The 24,476-nt window shown below is 68.3% G+C and carries 31 protein-coding genes and 1 tRNA gene; 13 read left to right on the top strand and 19 right to left on the bottom strand.

The genetic code is table 11. The features are described 5' to 3' along the window. Complete coding sequence (locus AB0J64_RS09640) at window positions 1-915, bottom strand: SMP-30/gluconolactonase/LRE family protein (protein WP_364023300.1); 915 nt, start codon at window positions 913-915, stop codon at window positions 1-3. Between the two features lie 55 nt (window positions 916-970). Between AB0J64_RS09640 and AB0J64_RS09635 the strand changes: the two genes are divergently transcribed. Both AB0J64_RS09635 and soxR read left to right on the top strand, forming a co-directional pair. Then, entirely contained in the window at window positions 971-1,402 is a 432-nt protein-coding gene (locus tag AB0J64_RS09635; protein ID WP_364023297.1) for an Lrp/AsnC family transcriptional regulator, read from the top strand. A gap of 9 nt (window positions 1,403-1,411) precedes the next feature. After that, entirely contained in the window at window positions 1,412-1,963 is a 552-nt protein-coding gene (soxR, locus tag AB0J64_RS09630) for a redox-sensitive transcriptional activator SoxR (protein WP_364023294.1), read from the top strand. 72 nt (window positions 1,964-2,035) lie between these two features. Here soxR and AB0J64_RS09625 read toward each other — a convergent pair whose 3' ends face one another. The 7 genes from AB0J64_RS09625 to upp form a co-directional block, all read right to left on the bottom strand. Further along, window positions 2,036-2,488: a universal stress protein gene (locus AB0J64_RS09625; RefSeq protein WP_364023291.1), complete on the bottom strand. Its 453-nt coding sequence runs from the start codon at window positions 2,486-2,488 to the stop codon at window positions 2,036-2,038. Between the two features lie 108 nt (window positions 2,489-2,596). Continuing rightward, complete coding sequence (locus AB0J64_RS09620; RefSeq protein WP_364023288.1) at window positions 2,597-3,271, bottom strand: FadR/GntR family transcriptional regulator; 675 nt, start codon at window positions 3,269-3,271, stop codon at window positions 2,597-2,599. A 101-nt stretch (window positions 3,272-3,372) separates the two neighbouring features. Continuing rightward, window positions 3,373-4,716, bottom strand: coding sequence for a helix-turn-helix domain-containing protein (locus tag AB0J64_RS09615; RefSeq protein ID WP_364023285.1), 1,344 nt, complete (start codon window positions 4,714-4,716; stop codon window positions 3,373-3,375). A 95-nt stretch (window positions 4,717-4,811) separates the two neighbouring features. Further along, window positions 4,812-5,345: a PH domain-containing protein gene (locus AB0J64_RS09610; protein WP_344999798.1), complete on the bottom strand. Its 534-nt coding sequence runs from the start codon at window positions 5,343-5,345 to the stop codon at window positions 4,812-4,814. Next, complete coding sequence (locus tag AB0J64_RS09605) at window positions 5,342-5,524, bottom strand: hypothetical protein (protein WP_344999800.1); 183 nt, start codon at window positions 5,522-5,524, stop codon at window positions 5,342-5,344. Before AB0J64_RS09605 ends, AB0J64_RS09610 begins: the two co-directional genes overlap by 4 nt. A 72-nt stretch (window positions 5,525-5,596) precedes the next feature. After that, the gene (locus AB0J64_RS09600) at window positions 5,597-5,821 is read right to left on the bottom strand and encodes a hypothetical protein (RefSeq protein WP_345002236.1); all 225 of its coding nucleotides are present in this window, start codon (window positions 5,819-5,821) and stop codon (window positions 5,597-5,599) included. A 121-nt stretch (window positions 5,822-5,942) separates the two neighbouring features. Continuing rightward, window positions 5,943-6,581, bottom strand: coding sequence for a uracil phosphoribosyltransferase (gene upp / locus AB0J64_RS09595; RefSeq protein WP_344999802.1), 639 nt, complete (start codon window positions 6,579-6,581; stop codon window positions 5,943-5,945). Window positions 6,582-6,769: 188 nt separating this feature from the next. Between upp and AB0J64_RS09590 the strand changes: the two genes are divergently transcribed. The 4 genes from AB0J64_RS09590 to AB0J64_RS09575 all read left to right on the top strand — a co-directional run bounded on the left by AB0J64_RS09590 (window position 6,770) and on the right by AB0J64_RS09575 (window position 8,384). Further along, window positions 6,770-7,279 (top strand): tRNA adenosine deaminase-associated protein, encoded by a 510-nt coding sequence (locus AB0J64_RS09590; RefSeq protein WP_364023280.1) that lies wholly within the window; start codon window positions 6,770-6,772, stop codon window positions 7,277-7,279. A gap of 18 nt (window positions 7,280-7,297) precedes the next feature. Beyond that, the gene (locus tag AB0J64_RS09585; protein WP_364023277.1) at window positions 7,298-7,774 is read left to right on the top strand and encodes a tRNA adenosine deaminase-associated protein; all 477 of its coding nucleotides are present in this window, start codon (window positions 7,298-7,300) and stop codon (window positions 7,772-7,774) included. A gap of 72 nt (window positions 7,775-7,846) precedes the next feature. Beyond that, window positions 7,847-8,284, top strand: coding sequence for a tRNA adenosine(34) deaminase TadA (gene tadA, locus AB0J64_RS09580; RefSeq protein WP_364023337.1), 438 nt, complete (start codon window positions 7,847-7,849; stop codon window positions 8,282-8,284). A gap of 10 nt (window positions 8,285-8,294) precedes the next feature. Beyond that, window positions 8,295-8,384 (top strand) — tRNA-Ser (locus tag AB0J64_RS09575). A gap of 89 nt (window positions 8,385-8,473) precedes the next feature. On the opposite strand, the gene AB0J64_RS09570 is transcribed toward AB0J64_RS09575, so the two are convergent. Both AB0J64_RS09570 and AB0J64_RS09565 read right to left on the bottom strand, forming a co-directional pair. Then, the gene (locus AB0J64_RS09570; RefSeq protein WP_364023274.1) at window positions 8,474-9,088 is read right to left on the bottom strand and encodes a hypothetical protein; all 615 of its coding nucleotides are present in this window, start codon (window positions 9,086-9,088) and stop codon (window positions 8,474-8,476) included. Continuing rightward, window positions 9,085-10,011 carry an NADP-dependent oxidoreductase gene (locus AB0J64_RS09565; RefSeq protein ID WP_364023271.1) on the bottom strand — a complete coding sequence of 309 codons (927 nt, stop codon included), beginning with the start codon at window positions 10,009-10,011 and terminating at the stop codon, window positions 9,085-9,087. The genes AB0J64_RS09570 and AB0J64_RS09565 overlap by 4 nt, the downstream gene beginning before the upstream one ends. An 89-nt stretch (window positions 10,012-10,100) precedes the next feature. Here AB0J64_RS09565 and AB0J64_RS09560 point away from each other — a divergent pair, with 89 nt between their 5' ends. Continuing rightward, on the top strand, window positions 10,101-10,538 hold the full coding sequence (locus tag AB0J64_RS09560; RefSeq protein ID WP_364023268.1) for a MarR family winged helix-turn-helix transcriptional regulator: 438 nt from the start codon (window positions 10,101-10,103) through the stop codon (window positions 10,536-10,538). A gap of 27 nt (window positions 10,539-10,565) precedes the next feature. Here AB0J64_RS09560 and AB0J64_RS09555 read toward each other — a convergent pair whose 3' ends face one another. After that, window positions 10,566-11,261 carry a hypothetical protein gene (locus tag AB0J64_RS09555; RefSeq protein ID WP_364023265.1) on the bottom strand — a complete coding sequence of 232 codons (696 nt, stop codon included), beginning with the start codon at window positions 11,259-11,261 and terminating at the stop codon, window positions 10,566-10,568. Window positions 11,262-11,503: 242 nt separating this feature from the next. After that, window positions 11,504-12,130 (bottom strand): sigma-70 family RNA polymerase sigma factor, encoded by a 627-nt coding sequence (locus tag AB0J64_RS09550; protein WP_364023262.1) that lies wholly within the window; start codon window positions 12,128-12,130, stop codon window positions 11,504-11,506. Between AB0J64_RS09550 and AB0J64_RS09545 the strand changes: the two genes are divergently transcribed. Then, entirely contained in the window at window positions 12,129-12,458 is a 330-nt protein-coding gene (locus tag AB0J64_RS09545; protein ID WP_364023259.1) for a hypothetical protein, read from the top strand. The genes AB0J64_RS09550 and AB0J64_RS09545 overlap by 2 nt on opposite strands. A gap of 223 nt (window positions 12,459-12,681) precedes the next feature. Here the strand turns inward: AB0J64_RS09545 and AB0J64_RS09540 are convergent, their stop codons facing one another. From AB0J64_RS09540 to AB0J64_RS09530, 3 genes are read right to left on the bottom strand one after another with little or no spacing between them, the layout of a single operon-like run. Further along, complete coding sequence (locus tag AB0J64_RS09540; protein WP_195897211.1) at window positions 12,682-12,978, bottom strand: type II toxin-antitoxin system VapB family antitoxin; 297 nt, start codon at window positions 12,976-12,978, stop codon at window positions 12,682-12,684. A 48-nt stretch (window positions 12,979-13,026) separates the two neighbouring features. Next, complete coding sequence (locus AB0J64_RS09535; protein WP_364023255.1) at window positions 13,027-13,878, bottom strand: neutral zinc metallopeptidase; 852 nt, start codon at window positions 13,876-13,878, stop codon at window positions 13,027-13,029. Between the two features lie 54 nt (window positions 13,879-13,932). Next, entirely contained in the window at window positions 13,933-14,868 is a 936-nt protein-coding gene (locus AB0J64_RS09530) for a neutral zinc metallopeptidase (RefSeq protein ID WP_364023252.1), read from the bottom strand. Between the two features lie 89 nt (window positions 14,869-14,957). On the opposite strand from AB0J64_RS09530, the gene AB0J64_RS09525 reads away from it, so the two are divergent. Next, window positions 14,958-15,599 (top strand): LysE family translocator, encoded by a 642-nt coding sequence (locus tag AB0J64_RS09525; RefSeq protein WP_364023249.1) that lies wholly within the window; start codon window positions 14,958-14,960, stop codon window positions 15,597-15,599. A gap of 49 nt (window positions 15,600-15,648) precedes the next feature. Here the strand turns inward: AB0J64_RS09525 and AB0J64_RS09520 are convergent, their stop codons facing one another. After that, entirely contained in the window at window positions 15,649-16,809 is a 1,161-nt protein-coding gene (locus tag AB0J64_RS09520) for a serine hydrolase domain-containing protein (RefSeq protein ID WP_364023246.1), read from the bottom strand. Window positions 16,810-17,045: 236 nt separating this feature from the next. Here AB0J64_RS09520 and AB0J64_RS09515 point away from each other — a divergent pair, with 236 nt between their 5' ends. Continuing rightward, complete coding sequence (locus AB0J64_RS09515; RefSeq protein ID WP_364023243.1) at window positions 17,046-17,765, top strand: MarR family transcriptional regulator; 720 nt, start codon at window positions 17,046-17,048, stop codon at window positions 17,763-17,765. A gap of 14 nt (window positions 17,766-17,779) precedes the next feature. On the opposite strand, the gene AB0J64_RS09510 is transcribed toward AB0J64_RS09515, so the two are convergent. Together AB0J64_RS09510 and AB0J64_RS09505 are read right to left on the bottom strand one after the other, a co-directional pair. After that, window positions 17,780-18,418 (bottom strand): pyridoxamine 5'-phosphate oxidase family protein, encoded by a 639-nt coding sequence (locus AB0J64_RS09510; RefSeq protein WP_364023241.1) that lies wholly within the window; start codon window positions 18,416-18,418, stop codon window positions 17,780-17,782. 11 nt (window positions 18,419-18,429) lie between these two features. After that, complete coding sequence (locus AB0J64_RS09505; protein WP_364023238.1) at window positions 18,430-19,923, bottom strand: MFS transporter; 1,494 nt, start codon at window positions 19,921-19,923, stop codon at window positions 18,430-18,432. Window positions 19,924-20,107: 184 nt separating this feature from the next. Here AB0J64_RS09505 and AB0J64_RS09500 point away from each other — a divergent pair, with 184 nt between their 5' ends. Beyond that, entirely contained in the window at window positions 20,108-20,479 is a 372-nt protein-coding gene (locus tag AB0J64_RS09500) for a YciI family protein (protein WP_364023235.1), read from the top strand. Beyond that, window positions 20,476-21,687 (top strand): DUF6596 domain-containing protein, encoded by a 1,212-nt coding sequence (locus AB0J64_RS09495; RefSeq protein ID WP_364023232.1) that lies wholly within the window; start codon window positions 20,476-20,478, stop codon window positions 21,685-21,687. The genes AB0J64_RS09500 and AB0J64_RS09495 overlap by 4 nt, the downstream gene beginning before the upstream one ends. A gap of 20 nt (window positions 21,688-21,707) precedes the next feature. Here AB0J64_RS09495 and AB0J64_RS09490 read toward each other — a convergent pair whose 3' ends face one another. After that, window positions 21,708-22,769, bottom strand: coding sequence for a hypothetical protein (locus AB0J64_RS09490; RefSeq protein ID WP_364023229.1), 1,062 nt, complete (start codon window positions 22,767-22,769; stop codon window positions 21,708-21,710). A gap of 204 nt (window positions 22,770-22,973) precedes the next feature. Between AB0J64_RS09490 and AB0J64_RS09485 the strand changes: the two genes are divergently transcribed. Continuing rightward, the gene (locus AB0J64_RS09485; protein ID WP_364023226.1) at window positions 22,974-24,473 is read left to right on the top strand and encodes a serine hydrolase domain-containing protein; all 1,500 of its coding nucleotides are present in this window, start codon (window positions 22,974-22,976) and stop codon (window positions 24,471-24,473) included. Window positions 24,474-24,476: the final 3 nt, after the last annotated feature.

Genomic DNA, 24,476 nt, shown 5'->3' with positions numbered 1-24,476 from the left:
CTAGCGCCTGGCCCAGACGGGGGGCGCGCCGGTGACGTTGGTCATCAGGGAGTAGAGCGAGGACGAGGCCGTGATGAACATCCGGTTGCGCTTGAGCCCGCCGAACACCAGGTTGGACGTGGACTCCGGCAGCTTCAGCCGGCCGATCAGCGTGCCGTCGGGGTCGTAGCAGAGCACCGCCTTGCCCGCCGCGGCCCAGACGCGGCCGGTGTCGTCGAGCCGCAGGCCGTCGAAGTTGTCCTGCTCCGTGCCCTCGGCGAACACCTTGCCACCCGCCAGCGTGCCGTCCTCCCGCACGTCGAACACGCGCAGGTGCTTCATCCTCGTGTCGGCGACATAGAGGCGGCTCTCGTCGAGCGAGAACGCCAGGCCGTTGGGGCGGACGAAATCGTCGGCCACGATCCGGACCTCGCCCGTCGCCGGGTCGACGCGGTAGACGTGACAGCCGTCGATCTCCTGCTCGGCGGCCCAGCCCTCGTAGTTGCTGATGATCCCGTACGGCGGGTCGGTGAACCAGATCGACCCGTCGGAGCGGACCACGACGTCGTTGGGGCTGTTGAGCCGCTTGCCCTGCCAACGGTCGGCGATCACCGTGATCGAGCCGTCGTGCTCGGTGCGGGTGACGCGGCGGTGGCCGTGCTCACAGGAGATCAGGCGGCCCTCGCGGTCGAGGGTGTTGCCGTTGGTGTAGCCGGACGGCTGGCGGAACGGGCCCACCGCACCGGTCATCTCGTCCCAGCGCAGCATCCGCTCGTTGGGGATGTCGCTCCAGACCAGGAACCTGCCGGCGGCGAAGTAGACAGGGCCCTCCGCCCAGCGGGTGCCGGTGTGGAGCCGTTCGACCTGGTCGTCCCCGCCGATCGCGGCGAACCGCTCGTCCAGCACCTCGAACTCAGTGGCAATCATGTCCGTCATGCCGCCACCATACGCTGTTCGGCTTAGTGGGCATATCACCGGATACCATCTTGCTGTGGATGATATCGACAGGAAGTTGATCGGGCTGCTGCTGGAGGACGCGACGCAGTCGTACGCGGTGCTCGGCAAGGCGGTGGGGCTGTCGAGCGGGGCCGCGCACGAGCGGGTGCGCAAGCTGCGCGAGCGCGGCGTGATCAGGCGCACGACGATCGAGGTGGATCAGGCGGCGCTCGGACGCACGGTCACGGCGTACGTGCTCGTGGACGGGAGCACGTGGATGGGCGACAGCGCGGACCGGCTGGCGGCGATACCGGAGGTCGAGGAGGCGCACGTCATCGCGGGCCCCGCGTCGGTGCTGCTCAAGGTCCGTACGTCCGGGACGGCCGAGTTGCAGGACGTGCTGCGCCGGGTGTTCGGCGTGGACGGCGTCACGGGGACGCAGACGGTCGTGGTCCTGGAGACGTTCTTCGAGCGAACTCTCAAGTAATCTCCAGGTATGACGAAGGTCGCCTGGAACACCAAGGAACTCTCGGTCGGCCAGCTCGCCGAGCGCAGCGGGGTGGCCGTGTCCGCTCTGCACTTCTACGAGGCCAAGGGCCTGATCAAGAGCCGTCGTACGGCGGGCAACCAGCGCCGGTACCACCGCGACACCCTGCGCAGAGTCGCGTTCATCAGGCTGGCCCAGCGCATCGGCATCCCCCTCAAGACCATCAAGGACGCCCTGTCCGAGCTGCCGGACGAGCGCACCCCCACCCGCGCGGACTGGGCCCGGCTGTCGGCGGCCTGGCGCGGTGAGCTGGACGACCGGATCGAGCAGCTCCAGCGGCTACGTGACGACCTCACCGACTGCATCGGATGCGGCTGCCTGTCACTGGACCGGTGCCCGGTGGCCAACCCGCAGGACCGGCTGGGCGACGAGGGGCCGGGCGCGCGCCGCATCGACACCCAGCTGTGCCCGCCGCACACCTCGGGTGTCCCCGCCGGTTGCGCACCCGAGACCGGCTGCGTCTCTTCGCCGGACGGCGCCACGTTTCCCGCAGCGTCATAGTGCCCGGCCCCCGACGCCTCGCCGCTCCAAATCTCGTGCCAACCCCTTGAAAGGCGGCCGAGTACGGAGGGATCAGCGCGGAGTCTTGGCGGGCGGCACGATGAGGGTCGGCCGGTGCGCGTGGTGCAGCACGTGGTTGGACACGCTGCCGAGCAGCACCGATCGGACCCCGGCCAGTCCGCGCGAGCCCGTGACGATCAACGAGGCGTCGATCTCGTCCGCCACGTCCACAATCGTCTTCCAGATCGACTCGTTGTCGGCCACCGCCCGGAAAGTGACGTCGGCGAGCCCGGAGGCGATCGCCAGCTCCGCCCCCTCCTTGGCATGCTGCTCGGCCAGGGCGTGCGCCTCGTCCTCGGTGGCCGGATCGATGGCGCCCGCGGCCAGCGGATACTTCTTGAGCTGGACGAGCAGCGGCTCCCACACCGTGATGACGACGGTGGGCTCGGCGGCGAGGTGCTTGGCCGCGAACTCGATGGCGGTACGCGAATCAGCGGAGCCGTCGTAGGCGACAAGAATGGTCATGGCGTTTTCCCCTTCGCTATTCACTCTTTCGTTAGAGCACTGAAGCGATCAGGCGCCATTCCTGGGCGAGTTGTCTGCTTTGTCACACCCTTTGCAGGCGGCAGGCAGTCAGGACTCGGTGAGGGCGATGAGAATGTGCTCCATGCAGGCGTGGCCGGCCCGCTCGGCCGCTGCCGCGTCACCTGACGCGATGGCACGCGCGATGGCGTCATGCGGGATGTAGCTCTTGTTGAGCGAGGTGCCCGCCGCCGTGATGCTGGCCCGCAGAGCCGCCGAGAAGTCCTCGTACAGGTCGATCAGGACCAGGTTGTGCGTCGCGTGCGCCACGGCCATGTGGAAGGCCAGGTCGGCCTCCACGAAGAAGTCGGGGTCGTCCAGCTCCCAGGCCCGGTCCCGCTCGGCCAGCGCCGCCTCGATGCGCTTGATGTCGTCGTCGGTGCGCCGGGTCGCCGCCAGGCGGGCCGACTCGACCTCGAGCGCGCGCCGTACCTCGAGGATCTCCAGCTGCTCGGCCTGCTTCAGCCGGCGCAGCATGGCGCCGGACAGCTCGCTGGTCGCGCGGACGTAAGTGCCGTCCCCCTGACGGCACTCGAGCAGCCCGGCGTGTGTGAGAGCGCGTACGGCCTCTCGAACGGTGTTGCGACCCACTCCGAGCTGCTCCGCGAGCACCGTCTCGGTCGGGATCTTGCCGTTCATCGGCCACGATCCTGAGGTGATCTGCTCCTTGAGCTGATCGATCACCTGATCGACGAGCGAAGCCCGCTGCGCCGTACGCAGACTCACAGTCCGCCTCCTCCGGGGAAACCAATCATCCTATGAGTCAATGACTGGTAGACCCTAATTATTCCAGACTCAAAACGCCAAATCTGGAGCTCCGGGAGGCTTCAGCGAGAAACTGTGGCGTCGACCGTCACCCCTGCCAGGGCAGAGCGGACTCCGGCGGCTTCGAGCGCCTTACGATATGCGGCGGTCTGCTGTGCTCTGGATCCGACCACGCCGTACAGATCGCCGAGCTCACGCCAGCAACGGGCGGCCTGCCGGTCCGAGCCGAACACCGGCCGGTCGAGCGTGTCGAGCACCCGGTGGGCGTCGCCCAGGTGTGCCGAAGCGTCGCCGCCCAGGTCGATCGCCACGGTGGCCAGCACGAGGTGGGCCTCGGCGACCGTCGTGCCCGTGTGGTCGTCCGCCGGCGAGAGAGCCGCGGCGGCCAACTCGCCCGCGCGTGCCGGCTTGCCGGCGCGCAGGTTGACCCGCGCGTGCACGATGAGGCTCTCGCCGTGCTCGCTCTTGGTCGCGGGAGAGGCGGCGAACGCCTTGGACGCGGCCGAGATGAGCCGCTCGGCCTCGTCGAGCGGCGCCGTGGCCAGCCTGGACCAGTGCATGGCGGTCCTGGCGAGCTGCAGCGACAGCCGGACCTGGCGGCCCGCCATGATCGCGTCATCGGCCAGGCGCACGGCCAGCGCGGAGTCCTCGCCCGCCGCGGCGGCGGCGCTCGCGTGCCACAGCGCGTGAATCTCTCCGGAACGGTCCACAACTTCAGGAACGCCGGTCAGGCCCAGCACCCGCTTGACGTATTCGAGCTCAGGGGAGCCGCCCTCGCGCTCGCTGCGCGCCTCGACCAGCGCGGCGGCCAGGTCGATGGCGATCTCGCCCTGCGTGATGGACAGCCGCTCGGCCTGCTTGAGCGCGGCGGAGGCCAGGTCACGGGCCCGCAGCCGGTCGCCCGCCCGCTGGTAGCAGCGGCTCAGCGCGATCGTGAGCGGGAGGTCCGCCAGGCGCTCGGGGTGGGCCGCGGCCTCCTTGCGCAGGCGCTCGAACGCCTCCACCGCCTGGCCGAGGCGTCCCTGGGCCTCGAGCGCGCGTGCCCTGCCGAACCGCGCGTGCGCGGTCAGCATGGCGTTCTCCTCGTCGGCGGCCTTCACGATCTCCGTGAAACGGTCCGCGGCGACGGCCGGGTCGCCGTGCTGCAGCTCCAGCTCGGCGTGGCGCAGCCCGAGCTCGGTGTCGATGCGCTGCCGAGGCTCGATCCCGTGAAGGAGGAACTCGGTCGTGCACCCCAGCCGCTCGGCGAGCAGCCGAGCCACGACAGGAGTCGGCGTGCGCTTACCCGACTCAATGAGCGAGACATAACTGTCAGACAGGTCGGGTCCGGCCAGTTGGGCCTGGGACATCCGCCTGTTCAGCCGCAATCCGCGGACGCGGTCACCGATGGTTCCCTGACTCGGCATCTCATCTCTCAAGGCGGGGAAGGGTCAACAACACGCAATGATTGCATGAAGTAGCCGAATCGGGTATCCCTGCTGAAGAATTCCCCGCCGGGAGATTAATCGTCACTCTCGTCCTTGCTCGGAAAAAGCATGCCGCAGACCTCGAGGTAGAGGGTCTCCGGATACGGAATGTACTCAACCGTGGACAGTGCTTGATCCTGACCGGCCGACTCAAGGATGAACTCACCGTAACCGAGCATGCGCCCAAGCAGAGATCTTTGGAAGCTCATGTCGGTGACCTTGCCCAATGGCATCATCGCGACCTTGCGGGTGATGAGCCCGGTGGTCAGCAACATGCGCTTGGAAGTCACCACAAAGTAATCGACCGACCACTCCGCGACTTTCCATACGAAACGGACAAGTAGCAGGAGCCACAGCCACCACACGACGACCAGCGCCGTGCCGCCCTGCTCGCTGCCGCCGAAGAACTTGCTGAGCAGTCCGGCGAGGATCAGGCCGCCGAGGACCTCGGCGACCGGACGCAGCAGGATGGCAGGGTGCCGTCGCACCATGATGAACTGTTGTTCTTGGGGGAGGAGGTATCGGTTGACCGACGACGGAGCGGAGTCCCCGTGGGTCACAAGTCTCATGACAGGCTGTTCACAAATTGCGCCAGCGAGTCGGCCGCGTTGAACACCGTGTCGAACGCCCCCTTCACCGAGTCCGCGGCGTCAGATGGCCGCGCGAACAGGTAGTACGCCACAAATGCGATGCCACCGTATGTGAGGACTTTTTTGACCTGCACCGTCGCCTCCGTGCCCTTACCCACTCCACCCGCCCTCTACATTACCCACCCGAGTGCCCGGGTAAAGGTGACTTGACGGGATAGTTTTGATCTTGCTTAGCCTCGTTCGCTGGCCACCAGAGCCAGGACGTGAAGGTGCTTGCGCGCGATGCGCTCCACAAGGCTCGGGTGGGCGTAACCGGTGACCTCCAGCGCGCCGTAGTGCGCCGCCTCGACGCACCGCGTTACGGTGGTCGCGGAGTGGATGCCGGCGAACTCGTCGCACAGCACCGTCTCCACCTCCGCGTACGGAGTCGGATCCGCCTCGGTGTGATCGCTCATCGTGCTCCCCACGAGCATGCGGAAGTTGCCTTCCTGCCTCTTCGTACCCACCTGACAACAGTATGTAACGAAGAGATGACTGCGCGTAACAGGGAGGGGGTTTTCAGGACACGCCGCAGGATCAGACGACGCCGTAGAGGCGGTCTCCCGCGTCACCGAGGCCGGGCACGATGTAGCCGTTCTCGTTGAGCCGCTCGTCGAGTGCGGCGGTCACGACGCGGATGGGCTTGCCCGAGTTCGCGAACACCTTGTCCATGTAGGCCAGCCCTTCAGGGGCGGCCAGCAGGCAGATGGCGGTGACGTCCACGGCGCCCCTGTCGAACAGGAACTGCACGGCCGCCGCCAGCGTGCCCCCGGTCGCCAGCATGGGGTCGACGACGAAGCACTGCCGTCCCGAGAGGTCGTCGGGCAGTCGCGTGGCGTACGTCTCCGCCTTGAGCGTGGACTCGTTCCTGATCATGCCGAGGAACCCGACCTCGGCCGTGGGCAGCAGCCTGGTCATGCCGTCGAGCATGCCGAGCCCCGCGCGCAGGATGGGCACCACGAGCGGCTGGGGCTTGGCCAGGCGCACGCCGTGGGCCGGGGAGACCGGCGTTTCGACGGTGACGTCGGTGACCCGCACGTCGCGGGTGGCCTCGTACGCGAGCAGCGTCACCAGCTCATCCGCGAGCCTGCGGAAGGTCGGCGAGTCGGTGCGCACATCACGCAGCGTGGTCAGCTTGTGCGCCACGAGCGGATGATCTACGACGAGGGTTTCCATAAAGGACAACGTATCTGGTGGTGGACAATGCTGCCGACCCCTGACAACCGTGGGCGATCACTGACTGCGGCGGCCTGAGGTCATTGGTTTTGATCACAATTTGGTCGGAGAGGCACACGCCCAGTGGTCGGTTCTGGAACGATTGGGTGCTGGTGATATTTCGGGTCAGAGGTCGGGTGGAGATGGCGATGACAGACGAAGACGCTCTTGACTTCGCCATTGTGGTCTACCGCGAGGACGATCGCTGGGATGCCGAGCTCCTGCCGGTCGCGCTCACGTCCGACCTGAAGGGGCTCATCCACGCCCTGCGTCAGCAGCCGAGCGAGAGCGGCACGATCGGCCTGGTCGCCGTGGGGGATGAGTTCTTCGTGGCGCTGCGGGTCCTCGGCGAGCGGGTGGACGTCTTCCTGTCCGACATCGCCGCCTCCTGGGACTTCCCGCTGGCGCGCGAGGTTCTCGACTATCTCGACGTGCCGGTGCCGGACGAGGAGGAGCTCGACGAGATCCTCCAGGACGAGGAGACCGTGCTCCCCGCCGGGGATCTGTCGATCTTCGCCGATCTCGGGTTGGACGAGATGGAGCTGGGCATCCTCTCCGGCGACATTGACCTGCTGCCCGAAGATGTACTGTCCAGCATCGCCGCGCGGCTCGGCTTCTCCGAGCCGTTCGAGCGTGCCATCGAATCGGTCTTCGGCTGACCCCCCTGGAGCGCGGACATGGCGTCCAACACCTTCTCTGCGGCTTTCGTCAGGACCTCCGACGGCTGGAGCGGTGCCGAGGTCGATCTGAGCGACGCCGAGATCGTCGACGACCTCGGTGACGCGGTCACGGAGGCGCTCGGACTCGCCGGCGACGAGCTGGCCCTGCTCTGCGTCGAGGTCGAGGACGAGTGGTTCGCCATCGTCCGGTACCGGGACGAGGACGAGCCGCGCGTGTTCCTGTCCGACGTGCACGCGGTGCTCTCCGACAGCCTGGGTGAGCTGTTCGCCGAGTTCGCCGGCGTGGTGCCCGACAAGGAGGGCAACGGCCTCGGCGTGCGCCCTGCAGGCGACTTCGAGCTGCTCAGCGACCTCGGAGTCAGCTCGGAGGAGCTGATCGAGCTGAGCATGGAGGAGGGCGTGCTGCCGGCCGACATCCTGTCGGTGATCGCCGAGCGGCTCTCCTTCGCCGACGAGCTCGACCGGCTGCGGTGATCTGGCTCTCGCCGTGACGTACGAGGAGGCCGCTGCGGTGATCTGGCTTTCGCCGTGACGTACGAGGAGGCCATGCGCCTGGCGCTGGCGGAGGCCGTCACGGCGGGCGCCAGAGGGGAGATCCCGGTGGGCGCGGTCGTGCTCGACCCGCTCGGCGAGGTCCTGTCCATGGCGGGCAACGACCGCGAGTCCTCGGCCGACCCGACGGCCCACGCCGAGGTGCTCGCGCTCAGGCAGGCGGCCATGGGGCGCGGGCAGTGGCGGCTGAGCGGCTGCACGCTCGTCGTGACGCTGGAGCCCTGCACGATGTGCGCGGGCGCCGCTGTGCAGGCCAGGGTGGACCGGATCGTGTACGGCGCCGTGGACGAGAAAGGCGGGGCCGTGGGCTCGCTCTGGGACGTCGTACGCGATCGCCGGCTCAACCATCGGCCCGAGGTCGTCATGGGGGTGCTCGCCGATGAGTGCTCCTCCGTACTAAAGCGGTTCTTCGCTACTCGGCGGATCCGGTAAGCTCGTGCGCGGTGGTGTCGCCTAGTGGCCGAGGGCGCACGCCTCGAAAGCGTGTGATGGGGCAACTCATCCGTGGGTTCAAATCCCACCACCACCGCCATCAAGTAGGGCCTCCGATCTGCACCAGCAGGTCGGAGGCCCTTCTGTTTACCGAGATCATGGGGGCATCAGCCGCGGCCGTGATCAGGGTCAGGCAGTGTCAAGCCTGGTCAGCTCGATGTTCAGTGCTGAACGGATGTAGATCTCGATGAAGCCCGGAAGCCATCCCTCGTAGGTGCGTCTGCTGAGCGCCTGGCCGAGGCGTTCGTCCGGCTCCTCGGTGAGATGGACGATCCGCCACAGATTCAGCGGCTCCTGCTCGTCGCCGCCGACGGCGTGCTCTATGTGGAAGAGCGGCTGCCTGGTTCCTGCCCGCAGCGTGGTTCCGTCCGGTCCGGGCAGTTCTGCCGCGCCGATGAAGGTGACACGTTGCTCCGCCGGGTTCAGGTGGACCCTCTCGAGGACCAGACCGAAGTCGTCCTGCTCCATCCAGCGCCGCTGCTCCGAGGAGCGGTCGAACGTTATGAGGTCGTCCGTGGCGTTCCAGGTGACGGCGCTCCCCTCTCGTACGACGTAGGGGATGTAGATGTCGGGACGCCAGGCCTTGCGGACCTCGAGGTCCCAGAGCATGGCGCGGGTGAAGGTGAGCGGCTCACCCGTCCTGTACCGCTCGGCGAGCAAGCGGTTGACGTCGATCGGCGGGGGTTCGAAACGGGTGTGACGCGGATCGGCCCATGCCCGGGCGAATTCGTCTTCGTGCTTCATGGCACCAGGATGAGTCGGCCGCGGACGCCGCCCTTGGCGAACAGTTCGTGGGCCTCCGCGGCTTGGTCGAAGGTGAAGGTCCCGGCCGCCCGGAGGGTGAGCAGGCCCTGCTCGACGAGGGCGACCAGGTCGCGGAGGCGCGCGCCGTCGCTGTGCACGAAGACGGTCTCGACTCTGATGCCACGCTCGGCCGGTGGCGTTGCGGGCGGCATCACGCTCACGAACGCGCCACCGTCCCTGACCGCGGCCAGCACCTGAGGGCCGATGACCGCCGCGTCCAGCAGCCCGTTGACGCCTTCGGGCGCGATCGCGCGCAGGGCGCTGACCGGATCGTCCGAGCGGGGAAGGAAGGTCGCTCCGAGTCCGCTGATGAAGGCCTCGTCCTGGGCGGAGCCGATACCGATGACGTCGAGGCCGCGATGGCGGGCCAGCTCGACGGCGTAGCCGCCCACCGCGCCGGCGGCTCCGGTGACGGCCAAGGTCTGGCCCTGGGTCAGGCCGAGCAGATCCAGAGCCTGGTCGGCGGTCAGGGCGTTGACGGGGAGCGTCGCCGCTTCGACCGGATCGACCCCGGCTGGAGCGGGCGCGATCGCGGCGGTGTCCAGGACGACGAACTCGGCGTACGTGCCGCGCTTGGTCGTCAACCAGTCGGACATGCCGACGATCCGGTCCCCTGGCGCGAAGCCGGAGGCGGCCGGTCCGACGGCGTCGACCGTGCCGGCCACGTCCCAGCCGAGGACGTAGCGGGGCCCGGTGGGCAGCATCGGGCCGAAGGCGCCGGAACGGGCGGCGACGTCAGCGGGGTTGACGGTCGTGGCTTGGACGCGGATGCGCACCTGCCCTTCCTCGGGCTGGGGCAGGGGCGTATCGGCGACGGCCAGCACGCCGGGGTCGCCGAAGGAGGTGAAGCCCACCGCACGCATGGTGATCTCCCTTGCTAGAATTAGTTAGGGGAATAACGTTATCTACCTAACTATTATGCAGATAATGATCTCTTGGGCAAGGGGGCCTGATGGACTTCGAACGGGCCGATGCGCTGAACGGAGCGATCCGGACAATCGCCCTCAAGCATCGCGCCCGGGCTGCCGCCAAACTCGCGGAGTTGGGGCTGCACCCGGGACATGAGGCCGTACTGCTGCTGCTCAGCGCCAAAGGCCCGCAGACCCAGCGGCAACTGGCCGCCGGAGCGGATTGCGAACCGCCCAGCATCACCCTCATGGTGCGCAAACTGGAGGCGGCAGGGCTGGTCAGCCGCATCCCCGCAGCCCAGGACGCCCGCGCGAACGTCGTACGCCTGACCGACGAAGGCCGCGAAGTCGTCCTGCGTGTGAAGGAGCTGTGGCGAGATCTCGCGGAAGAGACCGTCGCCGGGCTGACCGACACCTCCGTCGACCAGCTCATCAAGGCCCTCACCGACCTCGCCCGCAGCCTCCAGGGCCAAGCACGCTGAGCGGGAGGCCGGTGCCCGCCGGCCGGCTCAGGACCCCGACGTGGGTGTCGGCTCCGGTACGGCCGACGGAGGTGCGCCGGCGTCCTCGATCTTCTTCATGATGTCCGACGGCACGGGTCCATCAGGTTTGATCATCAGCATGACCTGCCCAGACGCGTACGGGTCGACGCTTGTGACCCGCCACGTCGGGTCGACCTTCGACCGAGGTGCGAGATCGCCGTAGCCTCGCCCGTCCGGAAGAGACCATTGGACGTTGTAGTGCGCGATCGTCATATGCTTCTGGGCGATCAGCGCCTCCACCTCCGCGACGGTGCGCCCCTTGACGGAGATGCCTTCCAGCGCTTCGCCCTTCGCCGTCGAGGCGTTGGTGGAGCTGTAGCGCTCGCCGGGGCGGGCGGCGCGCCCAAGGACCACCGCGGCCTCGCCGGTGAACCCCGCCTCGATGCGCAGGCCGATCGGGCACGGTCCGCCGCTCGCCGTCCTGCAGGAAGGGTCGTCAATCGTGTGGATCTTCTGGTTCCCCTCCATCATCACGATGCTTCCCACCACGCTGGGCGAGACGGGGACCAACTCCAGGTCGATGTCGAAGCCGCACGCCCGGAAGTCGTTCCTGAGCCGCTGCTGATCGGCGAGCGGGTCCATGATGCGGGCGACCACATAGTCATGTTCCTTGGAGCAGATGACCGCGGCCTGAGCCGTGGACGCCTTCTGTCCGATCGCCACGGTTCCCACCACCGCGGTCACGGTCACTGCGGCGGCGACAGCTCCGATGGTCAGGCGGCCCACAAGTCGTGGCCGCAGCCGGGACCGCCGGGGAGACCCTGGCTCCTGGGGCAACGTCAGAGGGTGCGGTGACGCGCCATGTGCGTCCTGGGAATGTCTGGTCATCTCGGCCATGAGGTGGGCCCTTCGTTGCGCATGGCGGCCGCCCGGAAGGTCACGCTCGTTGGGGATGAGCGGATCAGTCATGAGTCCTCCACTGAAGGCCGGAGCGCTGTGTGACGCTCACCCTGTCTGTGTGCCGTGTCGCCCGGCAGTTCCTGCGCATTGCCAGAGAATGAGGCCGTCAGCTTCCTGAGCCGGGAGCGAGCCCGCGACAGGCGCGAGCGCACCGTTCCCACCGGTAAGCCGAGCGCGATCGCGGCATCGTCGTAGCTGAGTCCCGCCCACACGCACAGGGACAGGACCTCCTGGTCGGTGAGCGGGAGCCGGTTGACCGCGGTGAGCACACGGCGCATCTGGCGCTCATCGTCGATCCGTCCGGCGATGTCATCGGCCGGGTCCGGCTCTGCGGACATGGCGGGCATTCGGCCGAGGGCATCTCGATAACTGCGTTTGGCGCGGTATCGGTTGCGCAGGACGTTGTTGGCCACGCCGAGGAGCCAGGGCAGCACCGTGTCGCGCTCGGGACTCAGTTCCCTGTGCCGCCGCCATGCCTCCAAGAACACCACCGAGGTGATGTCTTCAGCCTCCGACCAGTCAGCCGTACGGCGGAAGCAGTGGTTGTAGACGGCGCGCGCGTGCCGGTCGAAGATGACGCCGAAGGCCTCGGTGTCCCCGTTCGCCGCTCGCGTCCACAGCTCGGCGTCCATGGGAAGGCTGTCCATCACATCAAGACTGTGTCGGCGGATGAGCACAGGTTCCCGTGATCCGAAGTATTTCCCTGTACCTGGCGGCTGCCCGACGCGCCGTCGCCCAGCAGGCGGCAAGGGCGCGTACGTCACGACGACCACCGGCAAGCAGGACGCGGTGGTGGTGATCGACACCACGCACAAGAGCATCACCGCCACCGTCGATGTCAGTCACAGCAACCTCAGCTTGGCGGAAACGCAGAACATCGCGGTCGGCCGGCTCACCTGGATCCGCACGCATCACCGCCCCAGGCCGGGACCGGGCAAGCCGGTGCAGCCGGACGCATGAAGGCTTCGCGGTCCGGACGCCCTGAGTTGCTCGATCGCGGCGTGGTCACGGGAGGGCGTTGCTTCTGGCGGCGTAGAGGGTGAGCGCTCCGATGATCGCGATCAGCCAGAAGCCGGAGACCGGGGCGATTAGGGATGATCGACGAACGAGGTTGGAAAGGCGCGTACTCCGGGCCGGGCATGAAAAAAGGGAGCCGCGAATCGCGGCTCCCTTTTTTGGATTGTCAGTTGGGCAGCTCCAGGACCCTGGCGTGCAGGATCGATCGTTGGTGCAGGGCCGCGCGCAACGCGCGATGCAGGCCGTCCTCCAGATAGAGCTCGCCCTGCCACTGCACCACATGCGGGAAAAGATCCCCGTAGAAGGTGGAGTCGGCGGCGAGCAACGAGTGCAGGTCCAGCATGGCCTTCGTGGTGATCAACGAGTCGAGCCGGACCTGCCGTGGAGGGATCTGCGCCCACTCGCGGTGCGTCAGACCGTGTTCGGGATAAGGGCGTCCGTCGCCGACAAGCTTGAAGATCACCCCCCCGATTTTAGGAGAGAATTCGAATCCTTGCGCTGTCATGAAGCGTCAGCGCAGTTCATCCAGCCCACAGTCGCCGGGTCTGCCGTTTTCGTAGCCACGTTGGAAGGCGGCGACGCGTTGCTTGGAGCTGCCGTGCGTGAACGATTCGGGATCGACTCTGCCGGTGGTGCGCTGCTGGATTCTGTCGTCGCCGACCGCCGCGGCTGCGTCCAGGGCTTCGGAGATCTCCGCCGTGGTGAACGGCTTGTCGTAGAAGCCGGTCTGGACCGCGTTGTGCGCCCAGACGCCGGCGTAGCAGTCGGCCTGGAGCTCGATGGCGACCGACGACCCGCTGGAGCCGAGCGCGCCGAGCAGGTCCTGTGCGTGGTGGCCGTACTCGTGGGCGATCACGTACGCCTGCGCGAACGGGCCGCCCTTGGCGCCGAACTGGCTGTGGAGCTGTTCGAAGAAGCTCAGGTCGAGGTAGACGCGCTGGTCGCCGGGGCAGTAGAACGGGCCGACGGCCGAGCTGGCAGTGCCGCAGCTCGTCTTCAACTGGCCTGAGTACAGGACGGTCTTGGCCGGCCGATATCCGGAAATTTCCTTCTTCCAGTAGTCCTGGATGCTGTTGACCACGCCCACCACGCGGCACTTCTCCGATTGGTCGGCATCCTTGCCCGTATGGCACTGTTCGGCCAGGTTGGATGCAGGCCGTTGCTGGGCCGGCTCGCTGCTCCCGCCGCCGCCGCCCACATTGTTGAGCACGAAGACCAGCACGAGCACGATCAGGCTGACGATGCCACCGCCGCCGACGATCATGCCACCGGGGAAACCGCCGCCTCCGCCGCCTCCGCCCGAATATCCGCCGGCGTCCTCCACCTGCGAGGGGTCGAGTTCGACGTCGTCTCTGAAGTCCATTCTGACGTCCCTTCTGGGGGTGCCACCCGACTGACAGCTTCCCCGACGGTCCGTCTAAATACCTCCGGAGAACGTGTCGCACCGCTTCGGGTCCCCGCTTTCGTACCCGACAGTGAACCACTTCTCCCGCTGCAGCGACGTGCCGTGCGTGAAGGCGTCGGGGGTCACGCGGCCCTGCGTGCGCCGCTGGATGCTGTCGTCCCCCACCGCCGCGGCCGCGCTGAGCGCCTGGTCGATGTCCTTCTTGGAGAACGGCTCGCGGAAGAAGCCGGTCTTGACCGCGTTCTGCGCCCAGACGCCCGCGTAGCAGTCGGCCTGTAGCTCCAGTCGCACCGATGTGCCGCCGGCACCCGGCCTGCTGTCGGGGCCGACCCTGCTCATGGTGCCGAGCAGGTTCTGGACGTGGTGGCCGTACTCGTGGGCGATCACGTACGCCTGCGCGAACGGGCCGCCCTCCGCGCCGAAGTCCCGCTGGAGCGTGTCGAAGAACGTCAGGTCGAGGTAGACCTTGCGATCGGCGGGACAGTAGAAGGGGCCCACGGCGTAGTCGGCCGTGCCGCAGCCGGTGTTGACCGCCTGCGTGAACAGCACGGTCTTGGCGGGCGTGTACGTCCTGCGCCCGCGCTCGTCGAACGCCTGCCGCCAGTACGACTGGATGCTGTTGACCGTCCCGACGACGCGGCAGTCCTCGGACTGCTGGGCGTCGGCCCCGGTACGGCAGCGGGCGGCCAGGTTGCCGGGCGCGCCCGGGGCGCTCGGCTGCCGCCCCGCACCCTGTCCGCCGCCCTGCCGGCCGCTCTCGTTGCCGCTGAACGGCGACGGGAAGACCCCGAACAGGAACATCCCGACCACCGCCAGGATCAGGAGGAGGCAGCCGCCGCCCCGGCCGCCGATGGGCACCATGCAGCCGCCTCCGCCCGGCCGCGGACCGGAGGGCCGCACGTCCTCGACCTGCGACGGATCAAGCTGCGCATCGTCGTCGAACTGCATGCCTCCCCTCATCCCCCGTAACACTCTGATTACGCGGAGCGATGAGTAAGGTAATGCGGAATTCGCTATATGTCCGCTAATCTGCCGATATGACGTCTGGATTGATCGGGATCGCGCTGGTGTCCCTGGGCATGGTTCTCACGCCTGGGCCGAACATGGTCTATCTGGTCTCGCGATCGATCACCCAGGGCCGCCGGGCCGGCCTGATCTCCCTCACCGGCGTCGTCCTCGGCTTCACCCTCTACCTGACCGCGACGTGCCTGGGGCTGACGGCCATCTTCGCGTACGTGCCGGTCGCGTACACGGTGCTCAAGCTGGCCGGCGCCGCGTACCTGCTCTGGCTCGCCTGGAACGCACTCAAGCCGGGCGGCACCTCGGCCTTCCAGCCGCGCGACCTCGAGCCCGAGCCCCCGCGCAAGCTGTTCGGCATGGGCCTGCTCACCTGCCTGCTCAACCCCAAGATCGCCATTCTGTACCTGTCGCTGCTCCCGCAGTTCATCGACCCGGCCATGGGACATGTGCTGCTGCAGAGCCTGGCGCTCGGCTCGGTCCAGATCGCCGTCGCGACCACGGTCAACGCCCTGATCGCCATCTCGGCCGGCGCCCTGGCCGCCTTCCTGGCCCGCCGCCCGCTCTGGCTCCGCGTCCAGCGCTACGTCACGGGCACGGTGCTCGGCGTCTTCGCCGTACACATGGCCACGGACCGCTCGAAGGCACTGGTCGCCGCCTAGCGGCCACCGTCGGCGGGCTCCGTACCGCCCTCAGGCCGAGCGCGGGCCATCAGGACGTGGCCGGGCAGAACTCCGCGGAGAGCACGTCGTTGAAGACGCTCAGCGGCGCCCAGTCCCCGTTGAGCTGGCTCGTGACGCGGTGCTTGCCGTCGCGGGTCCCCATGGAGTAGCTCCAGGAGCCGTACGTGGCGCCGGCGTTGCCCCAGACGGTCACCCCGCACGGCAGCTCCTGTTCGAAGACGCCCAGGCCGTACCTGGTGTTGGGGATCCAGTTCGATCCCTCGGTGGGAACGGTCGTGAGCATCTCCCGCAGTTGTGCGGCGGGCAGGACGCGCCCGCCGAACAGGGCGCCGAAGAACCGGTTGAGGTCTGTCGTGGTGGAGATGATGCCGCCGGCTGCCCAGGCGAAGGACTGGTTCATCTTGGTGGCGTCGTAGATCGTGGGCTGGGGGTCCCGGGAGAACAGGATGGAGTAGTGCACCGGGTGCGGGCCGCGGATCTTGGGGTCGGCGCCGGGCAGAGAGGTGCCGCTCAGGCCCAGGGGGCGGATGACAGTCCTGTCGAGTTCCTGGGTGAAGGTCCGGCCTGTCGCCTTTTCGACGATCATGGCGGCGAGGATGTAGTTGGTGTTGGAGTACGTGAAGCGCTGCCCCGGCGTGCCGGTGGGCGGGTGCGCCAGGGCGACTTTCACCAGCTGTTCGGGGGTGTAGGTGTCGTAACGGTGCTTGAACCACTCCTCGCCCACGCCCTTGGCGAAGAACTCCTCGTCGTTGGTGTAGGCGTAGATGCCGCTGGTCTGGTTGAGCAGCTGCCTGATGGTGATCTTGTCGGCGTCGTACGCGCTGCCGTCGAACAGGCCGGGCAGCCACCTGGCCACGGTGTCGTCCAGGCTCAGCTTGCCCTCGGCCCCGAGCTTGAGTACCACGGTGGCGGTGAAGGCCTTGGAGGCGCTGCCGATGCGGAACCTCTCCTGCTGCCGGCGCTTTCGCCCGGTGCTGGTGTCGGACACGCCCGCCGAGCCGAACCACGAGCGGTGACCGTCGCGGATCTCGGTGACGATGCCGGGGGCGATCTTGGAGGCCACGGCCTGGTCGAGCACGCGCTGCACCCCGGGGTTTCCGGGAGCCGGCGACGCGGAGGCGGGCAGAGCGGTCGCGACCAGGGTCGCGGCGATGAGCAGGGCTGCCTTGGCGGACGTCGATGCGATCATGTCGGTTCCTCTCAGGGGTTGTTGTCATAGGGCGCGCACCTAGCGTTCGCGACAGACGAAAAGCTAACTTGCATTCATTATTTCGTCAACATCAAAAATATGAGGCTACGTCCAGGTGGATCGCCGAACTTGAAATGACAATGAGGGCGAATGCAAGCAGGCTGACTTGCAATGAGGTGGCGGCGAATGCAAGACTGCCCCCTACCCGCGCTCGTACGAACAGGAAGGCGTCACCGATGCCCGGAGGCAGGCTCACCCACGAAGACCGACGGCAGATCGCCGACGGGCTGGCCGAAGGGCTCACCTACACGGAGATCTCCGCTCGCCTGAACCGGCCGTTGTCCACCATCACGCGCGAGGTGGCCCGCAACGGCGGTCCCGACGGATACCAGGCCGACCAGGCGCACCAGGCCACCCGGGAACGCGCCCGCAGACGCCAACCGGCACCTGCGGAACGCGACGTCAAAGCGGTCAGCGACCTGGAGGAACAGTTCGCCGAAATCATGATCAGCACTGGGCTGTCGCGCATGACCGCTCGCGTGCTCGCCGGCCTCTACCTCACCGACAGCGGCAGCCTCACCGCGGCCGACCTCGCCCGGCACCTCCGGGTCAGCCCCGCCTCCATCTCCAAGGCCGTCGGCGAACTCGAACAGCAGGAGCTGATCCGCCGCGAACGCGACCCCCGGCGGCGGCGCGACCGCTATGTCATCGACGCCGATGCCTTGTTCCGCGGTTGGATGGCCAGCGCTCGCCAGAACACCTTGCTGGCCGATTTCGCCCGCCACGGAGCGGAAACCCTCGGGACCACCTCACCGGCCGGGCTCCGGCTGCAGGACATCGGCGACTTTTTTGACCACGTCGGCCACGCCATGTTGCAAGCGGCCGAGCAGTGGCGCCGGGCCTACGCCGCCAGACGGACAGCCGACCGTCGGTCTGACGCTTGCGGTGATCAATGAGGAACGACGGTGTTTCAGGTGGTGTGCGGAAGTGGCGGCAGCGGCAGGGGGAGCCCGGGCAGGCCGTCGATGCTGGTCGCGACGTGCTCCTTCTTCCGGAAGTACGCGTCGAGTGACTCGTCGGTCTCGCGGGCGAAGCGCGAGGCGTGCAGCGGCCGGTCCTCCTCATAGGTCATGAACGGGACGGCATACCCGCAGGTATCGCGGATCTTCTCCGCGGTCACGACGATGATCGCGCGCAGGCCGTGCAGGCTCGGGTCGATGTCCGGGAAGTAACCCATCAGCTCGTCCCAACGCGGATCATCGCGGAAGACCGGCTCTCCGCGGCCGTGCACACGCACGATGTTGGGAGGCCCGTCGAAGGCGCACCACATCAGGGTGATGCGGCCGTTCTCGCGCAGATGGGCGATCGTCTCGGCGTTGCTGCCGGCGAAATCGAGGTAGGCCACGGTGAGTTCGTCGAGCACGGCGAACGAGCCGTTCAGGCCCTTGGGGGAGAGGTTGATGGTGCCGTCGCCGCCGAGCGGCGCGGTCGCGGTGAAGAAGATGTGCTGCGCCTCGATGAAGGCACGCAGCCTGCCGTCTATCCGCTCGTAGCTCTTTCCCATGGCCCGATTATGACGGGGTGGCCGTTTTGCCGGCCCCTCGACCACCCCACGGCCTCCTAAGAGCGAGTCGCCTCATAGTCGAGGCGGGCGACCGGGGCGGTCCGGCTTGCCGGCCGCATGGCCAGGATCAGTACGGCCAGCCCGGTGAAGATGACCGCGGCCACGAGACCGGTGACGTGCAGGCTGGCGGTGAACGCCTCCCGCGCGGTGTGCAGCAGTTCCGCGCCCTGGCCTGCGGGAAGGCGCCGGCTGGCGGCGACCGCGCCGGCCAGCGAGTCGGACGTGCCGTCCGTCCGGCTGCGGTAGACCACCGCGGCCACCACACCGAGCAGCGCGAAGCCGAGCGAACCGCCGAAGTAGTTGCCGGTCTCCGACATCGACGCCGCCGAGCCGGCGCGCTCCGGCGGTACGGACCCGACGACCAGCCCGGTGCCCAGCGCGAACAGCGGGCCGGTGCCCAGCGCCAGTACGGCGATGCCGATCATCACCAGCGGCAGGGCAAGCGCACCGTCGACGCCGACCAGCAGCAGGCTGCCCAGCGCCGATGCCGCCAGCCCGCCGGCGATCGCGGTCGTCTGCTTCATCCGCCGGGTCAGCGCCGGTGCGGCCATGGTGCCGACCGCCACGCCCAGCCCCATCGGTGCGAACAGCAGCGCCGACGCGACCGGCGAGAAGCCCAGCACGCTCTGCAGGTACTGGGTCACCAGCAGGCCCGTACCGGCCATGGCGACGCCGGCGAGGACCAGCCCGACGAGTACGGCCGTGAACGGGCGGTTGCGGAACAGCCGCAGGTCCAGCAGGGGAGTCTCCAGCCGCAGCTGCCGGCGTACGAACAGGAATCCGATGGCCGCGCCGACGACGAGGGCCGCCGCCGGCACGACCGGCACGCTCTCGACGGCCAGCTGCTTGATGCCGTAGACCATCAGAAGCACCGCCACGAGCGACAGCCCGACGCTGGTCAGGTCCAGCCGGCCGGCCTGGTCGCTGCGGAACTCCGGCAGCAGGACCGGCCCGGCGAGCAGCAGCAGCGCCATCGCCGGCACGGCGACCAGGAACACCGACCCCCACCAGAAGTGCTGGAGCAGGAATCCGGCGAGTACGGGTCCGAGCGCGCCGCCGGTGAACTGGCAGGTCGCCCAGATCGCGATGGCCTGCCCGCGCTGTCGTTCGTCGCGGAACATGTTGGTGATCAAGGCGAGTGTGGACGGCGCCAGGGTCGCGCCGGCGATGCCCAGGAGCGCACGCGCGACGATCAGCATCAGCGGGCTGACCGCGAAGGCGGCCACCACCGACAGCACCGCGAACGCCCCTCCGCCGATCATCAGCAGCCGTCGGCGACCGATCCGGTCGCCGAGCGTACCCATCGTGATGACCAGGCCGGCCACCATGAGCCCGTAGCTGTCACTGATCCACAGCTGCTGGACGTTGGTGGCACCCAGGTCGGCGTTCAGCTGTGGGAGCGCGAGGAGCAACGCCGTCATGTCCATCGCGACCAGCAACGTCGGCAGCATGAGGACGACCAGTCCCAGCCATGCCCGATTGGCTCGCATATCCTGAACTCCCTGTTCTCTCGACGTTTCGCCCGTTGGTCGGAGCGGTCGAGAGCTTCTTGACATCGGTACGGGCGGAAATTTCTCGCGAAAGTTCTGGCGGGGCATGTCAAGACGACGTCGGTGGCTCCGACCAACCGGTCGAAGGGCCCACCCGGGGCTCGCGAAGCACGAGGAGCACGAGATGAAGTTCCTGATCAGCCTGCACATCAACCCGGCCGTGCTGGACGCGCTGACCGACGAGGAGAAGGCGGCGATCGGCGACGGCCACGCCACGTTCATCGAGGCGCTGAAGAGGTCCGGCGAGATGATCACCACGCAGGCGCTGGTCGACCCGTCGCAGGCCGCCGTGGTGTCCGTACGCAACGGCCAGCCGGTGGTGACCGACGGCCCTTTCCTGGAGGCGAAGGAGTACCTGGGCGGCTTCTACCTGATCGACTGCGAGAACAAGGAGCGGGCGATCGAGCTGGCAGCGCAGATCCCGGACACCGCGATCGAGGGCCTGGGGGTGGAGGTGCGGCAGGTGATGTTCGCTGACGGACAATTGGAGGCATGACAGCATCAGCCATCGAGGACCTGCTGCGTGAGCTCACGCCGCAGGTCCTCGGCGCGTTGGTACGCCGGCACGGCCAGTTCGAAGGGTGTGAGGACGCCGTACAGGAGGCCGTCCTCGCCGCCACCGTCCAGTGGCCGGCCGAGGGGGTGCCGGACAGTCCGCGCGGCTGGCTGATGACTGTCGCGTCCCGGCGGCTCATCGACCAGATGCGCAGTGACCACGCGCGCCGCGAGCGGGAGTCGGTGACGGCCACCGACGTGGTGCCCGAGGACGTACCGGACACCGACGACTCGCTCGTCCTGCTCTTCCTGTGCTGCCATCCGACGCTGACCGCGGCCTCCCAGACCGCCCTGACGCTGCGGGCGGTCGGCGGCCTGACCACTGCCGAGATCGCCCGCGCGTTCCTGGTGCCGGAGGCCACGATGGCGGCCAGGATCAGCCGGGCCAAGCAGCGCATCAAGGCCGCCGGCAGCTCGTTCAGCCTGCCGGACGGCGCGGAGCGCGAGGAGCGGCTACGGGTCGTCCTGCACGTCCTCTACCTGATCTTCAACGAGGGCTACACCGCCTCATCGGGCAGCGAGTTGCACCGCGCCGACCTCGCACGGGAGGCGATCCGGCTGACCAGGATGGTGCACGCGCAACTGCCTGAGGACGGCGAGGTGACCGGGCTGCTCGCACTGATGCTGCTGACCCACGCCCGCCGGGATACCCGCACGACGGCGGCCGGCGACCTGGTGCCGCTGGACGAGCAGGACCGTACGAAGTGGGACCGCGTACTGATCGACGAGGGCATCGAGCTGGTCAAGACGTCGCTGGCCGGCCCGGAGCTGGGCCCTTACCAACTGCAGGCCGCCATCGCCGCCACGCACGCCGACGCGGCCACGGCCGAGGAGACCAACTGGGCACAGGTGCACGCCCTCTACCTGATCCTGGAACGGATCGCACCCAACCCGATGGTCACCCTCAACCGGGCGATCGCACTCGCCGAGACCGAGGGTCCCCTGGCCGGGCTGGCTCTGCTGGCCACATTGGACGGTGACGAGCGGATGGCCGGACATCACCGGCTGCTGTCCGTACGGGCGCATCTGCTGGAGAAGACCGGCGACATGGCGGGGGCGTACGAGCACTACCGGCGAGCCGCGAAGTCGACCGCCAGCATCGCCGAGCAGCGCTATCTGGAGTCCCGGGCCGGCCGGGTGAGGACATAGATCCGGAGCCGCGGTCCTCCTCAGGGCAGCTTGCGGAAGACGCCTGAAGCTCTGCCGATCGCTCCGGTGGCCAGGAGCGGGCCGCCCGGGACGGCCGACAGCGAGGTCAGCTCGCCGCCCGACGGAACGGTGGTCCAGTGGCCGGAGGGGTCACGGTGGGCGAGGGCGGAGTCGTACCCGTTGCTGTCGGTGGAGCCGATGAACCAGTGGCCGCCCCTGCCGTCGGGGACGGGCGGGAGGTCACGGACCATGCGTCCGGCCTTCGCGGAGGTGTCCTCGCCGCGCCAGCCGGAACCGGTCTGGGAGAGCAGGAACGACGACGCGCCGATCTCTCCCGTGATCCAGATGCCGGACGGGTCGGCGGTGATGGCGGTCAGCCGAGGGCCGGTCGGGTCGGGCGGGAAGTCGTCGGATGGTGGTGGGGCCTTGGGCAGCGCCGCGGTGAGGTCGACTCGGGTCCAGACCTCGCCGTCGAAGTGGTGTACCCAGGGGGCGTCGCCGTCGAGGGCCCAGATGTCCGAGGCGGAGCGGACGCTGACCTGGCAGGCGCGGAAGGCGACACTCTGTTCCGACCAGGTGGCGCCGTCGTGGTGCCAGGCCTTGTGGTCGCCGAAGACCCACACGTCGTCGTCAGCGGTGACGGCGAGGCTCCCGGCTGTGACGGGCAGCTTCCTGACGATCCTCCAGGCGCGTCCGTCCCAGCGTAGGACGATGGTGTCGCCCTCGTCGCCGGCCAGGGCCCACACGTTGGTGGGTGCGGACGCGGCGACCGAGCCGACGTTGCCGCGTTCTATCGGGAAGTCGCTTTTCGACCAGCGGTCGCCATCCCAGTGGAAGGCCGTGGGGCGGTGCGGACCGTCGGCCATCGGCAGCCAGGCGCCGATTCCGACGATGTCCCAGCCGAAGGCCCACGCGTCGTGCTCGCCGGTGGCGATGACCCGTCCGTAGGTGACCGACGACTGGGCGGCCACCAGTTTCCAGCGGTCGTTGCCGTCGTCCCAAGGGGCGGTCCACGGGAGCCAGAGGCCGGCGGCTGCCCACCCGAGCAGCAGGCCGCCGCCGACGGCGAGCTTCAGACACATGATCGAACAGTATGAAGGCCGCCAGAACGACGCATGAGTATTCGTACTCAGCCGGGTGGGCGTAAGGCCCCAGGGGTAAACGGCAGGCGGCCGCCGTGACGGCCGCCGTGACGGCGAACCTCCGGCTTCGATGGCGGGTTTCCGTAAGGAAGGCGGAGGTGTCCCGCAATGGTCGCGGGCTCAGGGCGGGACTAGCTTCGGCGGGTGATCAGAAACACTCTCGCTGCGATCTGTCTTGCCCTGCTCCCTTCCGCCCCGCCGGCCGGCGTCACTCCCGCGTCTGTGGACGCGTTCGTCGAGCAGTACCGCGAGGCGACCGGATTGCCCGGGGTCGCGGTTGCGATCACCAAGGGGACGAAGGTCATCCACGCCGCGGGCTACGGCCGGACCTCCACCGGCGAACGGGTGACGGCGGACACACCCATGGCCGTCGCGTCGGTCAGCAAGTCCTTCACGTCCCTGGCCGTCATGCAACTGGTCGAGAAGGGGCAGGTCGACCTCGACCAGCCCGTGTACGGCTACCTGCCGGAGTTCACCATGGCAGACCCCCGAGCAGCCAAGATCACCGTACGAGAGTTGCTCAACCAGACCTCCGGCATGGCCGACTCGGCCTTCCACGAGAAGAGCCTGCCCCAGCCGACCACGCTGCAAGGCTCCGTGGCACGGCTCAAGACGGCGAAACTCGCCACCGAACCGGGAACCGTCTTCAGCTACCACAACACCAACTACCAGGTCGCCGCGCGCCTGGTCGAAGTGGTGAGCGGCGAGCCGTTCGCGGCCTACCTGCGCGCGCATGTGTTCACGCCGCTCGGCATGCGCTCCAGCACGACCGTCGACACCGAGCGCGACCTGCCCGCCAGCGCCCGCGGCCACCTGGTCGTCCTCGGCCAGGCCATCGCCCTGCCGGAGCCACCCGGTTTCGGCAACGGCTCCGGCGGCGTCCTTTCCACCGCCGGCGACATGGCCCGATGGCTGATCGCGCAGAGCAACGGCATCCTGACCCCCGCGAGCACGCAACAACTGCGCACCCCCTCCCAGGCGAACCGGGAGTACGCCCTCGGCTGGACCCTCGGCAGAACCCCGCACGGCACCCCCTTCATCGAGCACGGCGGCGACCTGTTCACCTCCACGGCCGACCAACTGCTGATGCCGGGATCCGGGTACGGCGTCGCCGTCATGGCGAACACCGGGATGACCTACGCCGACGCCGGAGCCCTCATGGAAGGCTTGGTCGCCCTGATCGAGGGGGACACCCCGAAGGTCCCCTCTGCGCCCCAGTACCTCCCCACCGACATCCTGTTCCTGCTGCTGACCCTGGTGACCATCGGTCTGGCGGTGCGCGGGGCGGCCGGTTCCCGGCGCTGGGCGGCCCGCCGTACCGGATGGCAGCGGTTGAGGCTGGTGCCCTACCTGGTGCCGCTCGCGCTGTGCCTGTCGGCTGCCCCGATCTTCCGCGTGCTGGCCCGCGGCAGCGACATCATGTGGATCCAGGTGGTCTACCTCTACCCGGCATTCATGATCTGGCTGGTGGTGGCCGCGATCGCGGGCACGGCGGTGGTGGTGGCGCGGCTGTGCTGGGCTGGGCTTCTCCAAGTCTGCGGATCTTCGTTCACCGCTGGTCACAACGGTCTTCACCTGGGACGAAGGCCAGGCGGGGACCCCAGTGAACACCCCTGCATGGGGGTGAACCGAGACCCTGAATGAGAC

It is taken from the genome of Nonomuraea sp. NPDC049695 (genome assembly GCF_040674955.1).
In the GTDB taxonomy this organism is placed as follows: domain Bacteria; phylum Actinomycetota; class Actinomycetes; order Streptosporangiales; family Streptosporangiaceae; genus Nonomuraea; species Nonomuraea helvata.
This window is presented reverse-complemented; position numbering and strand designations above follow the sequence as displayed.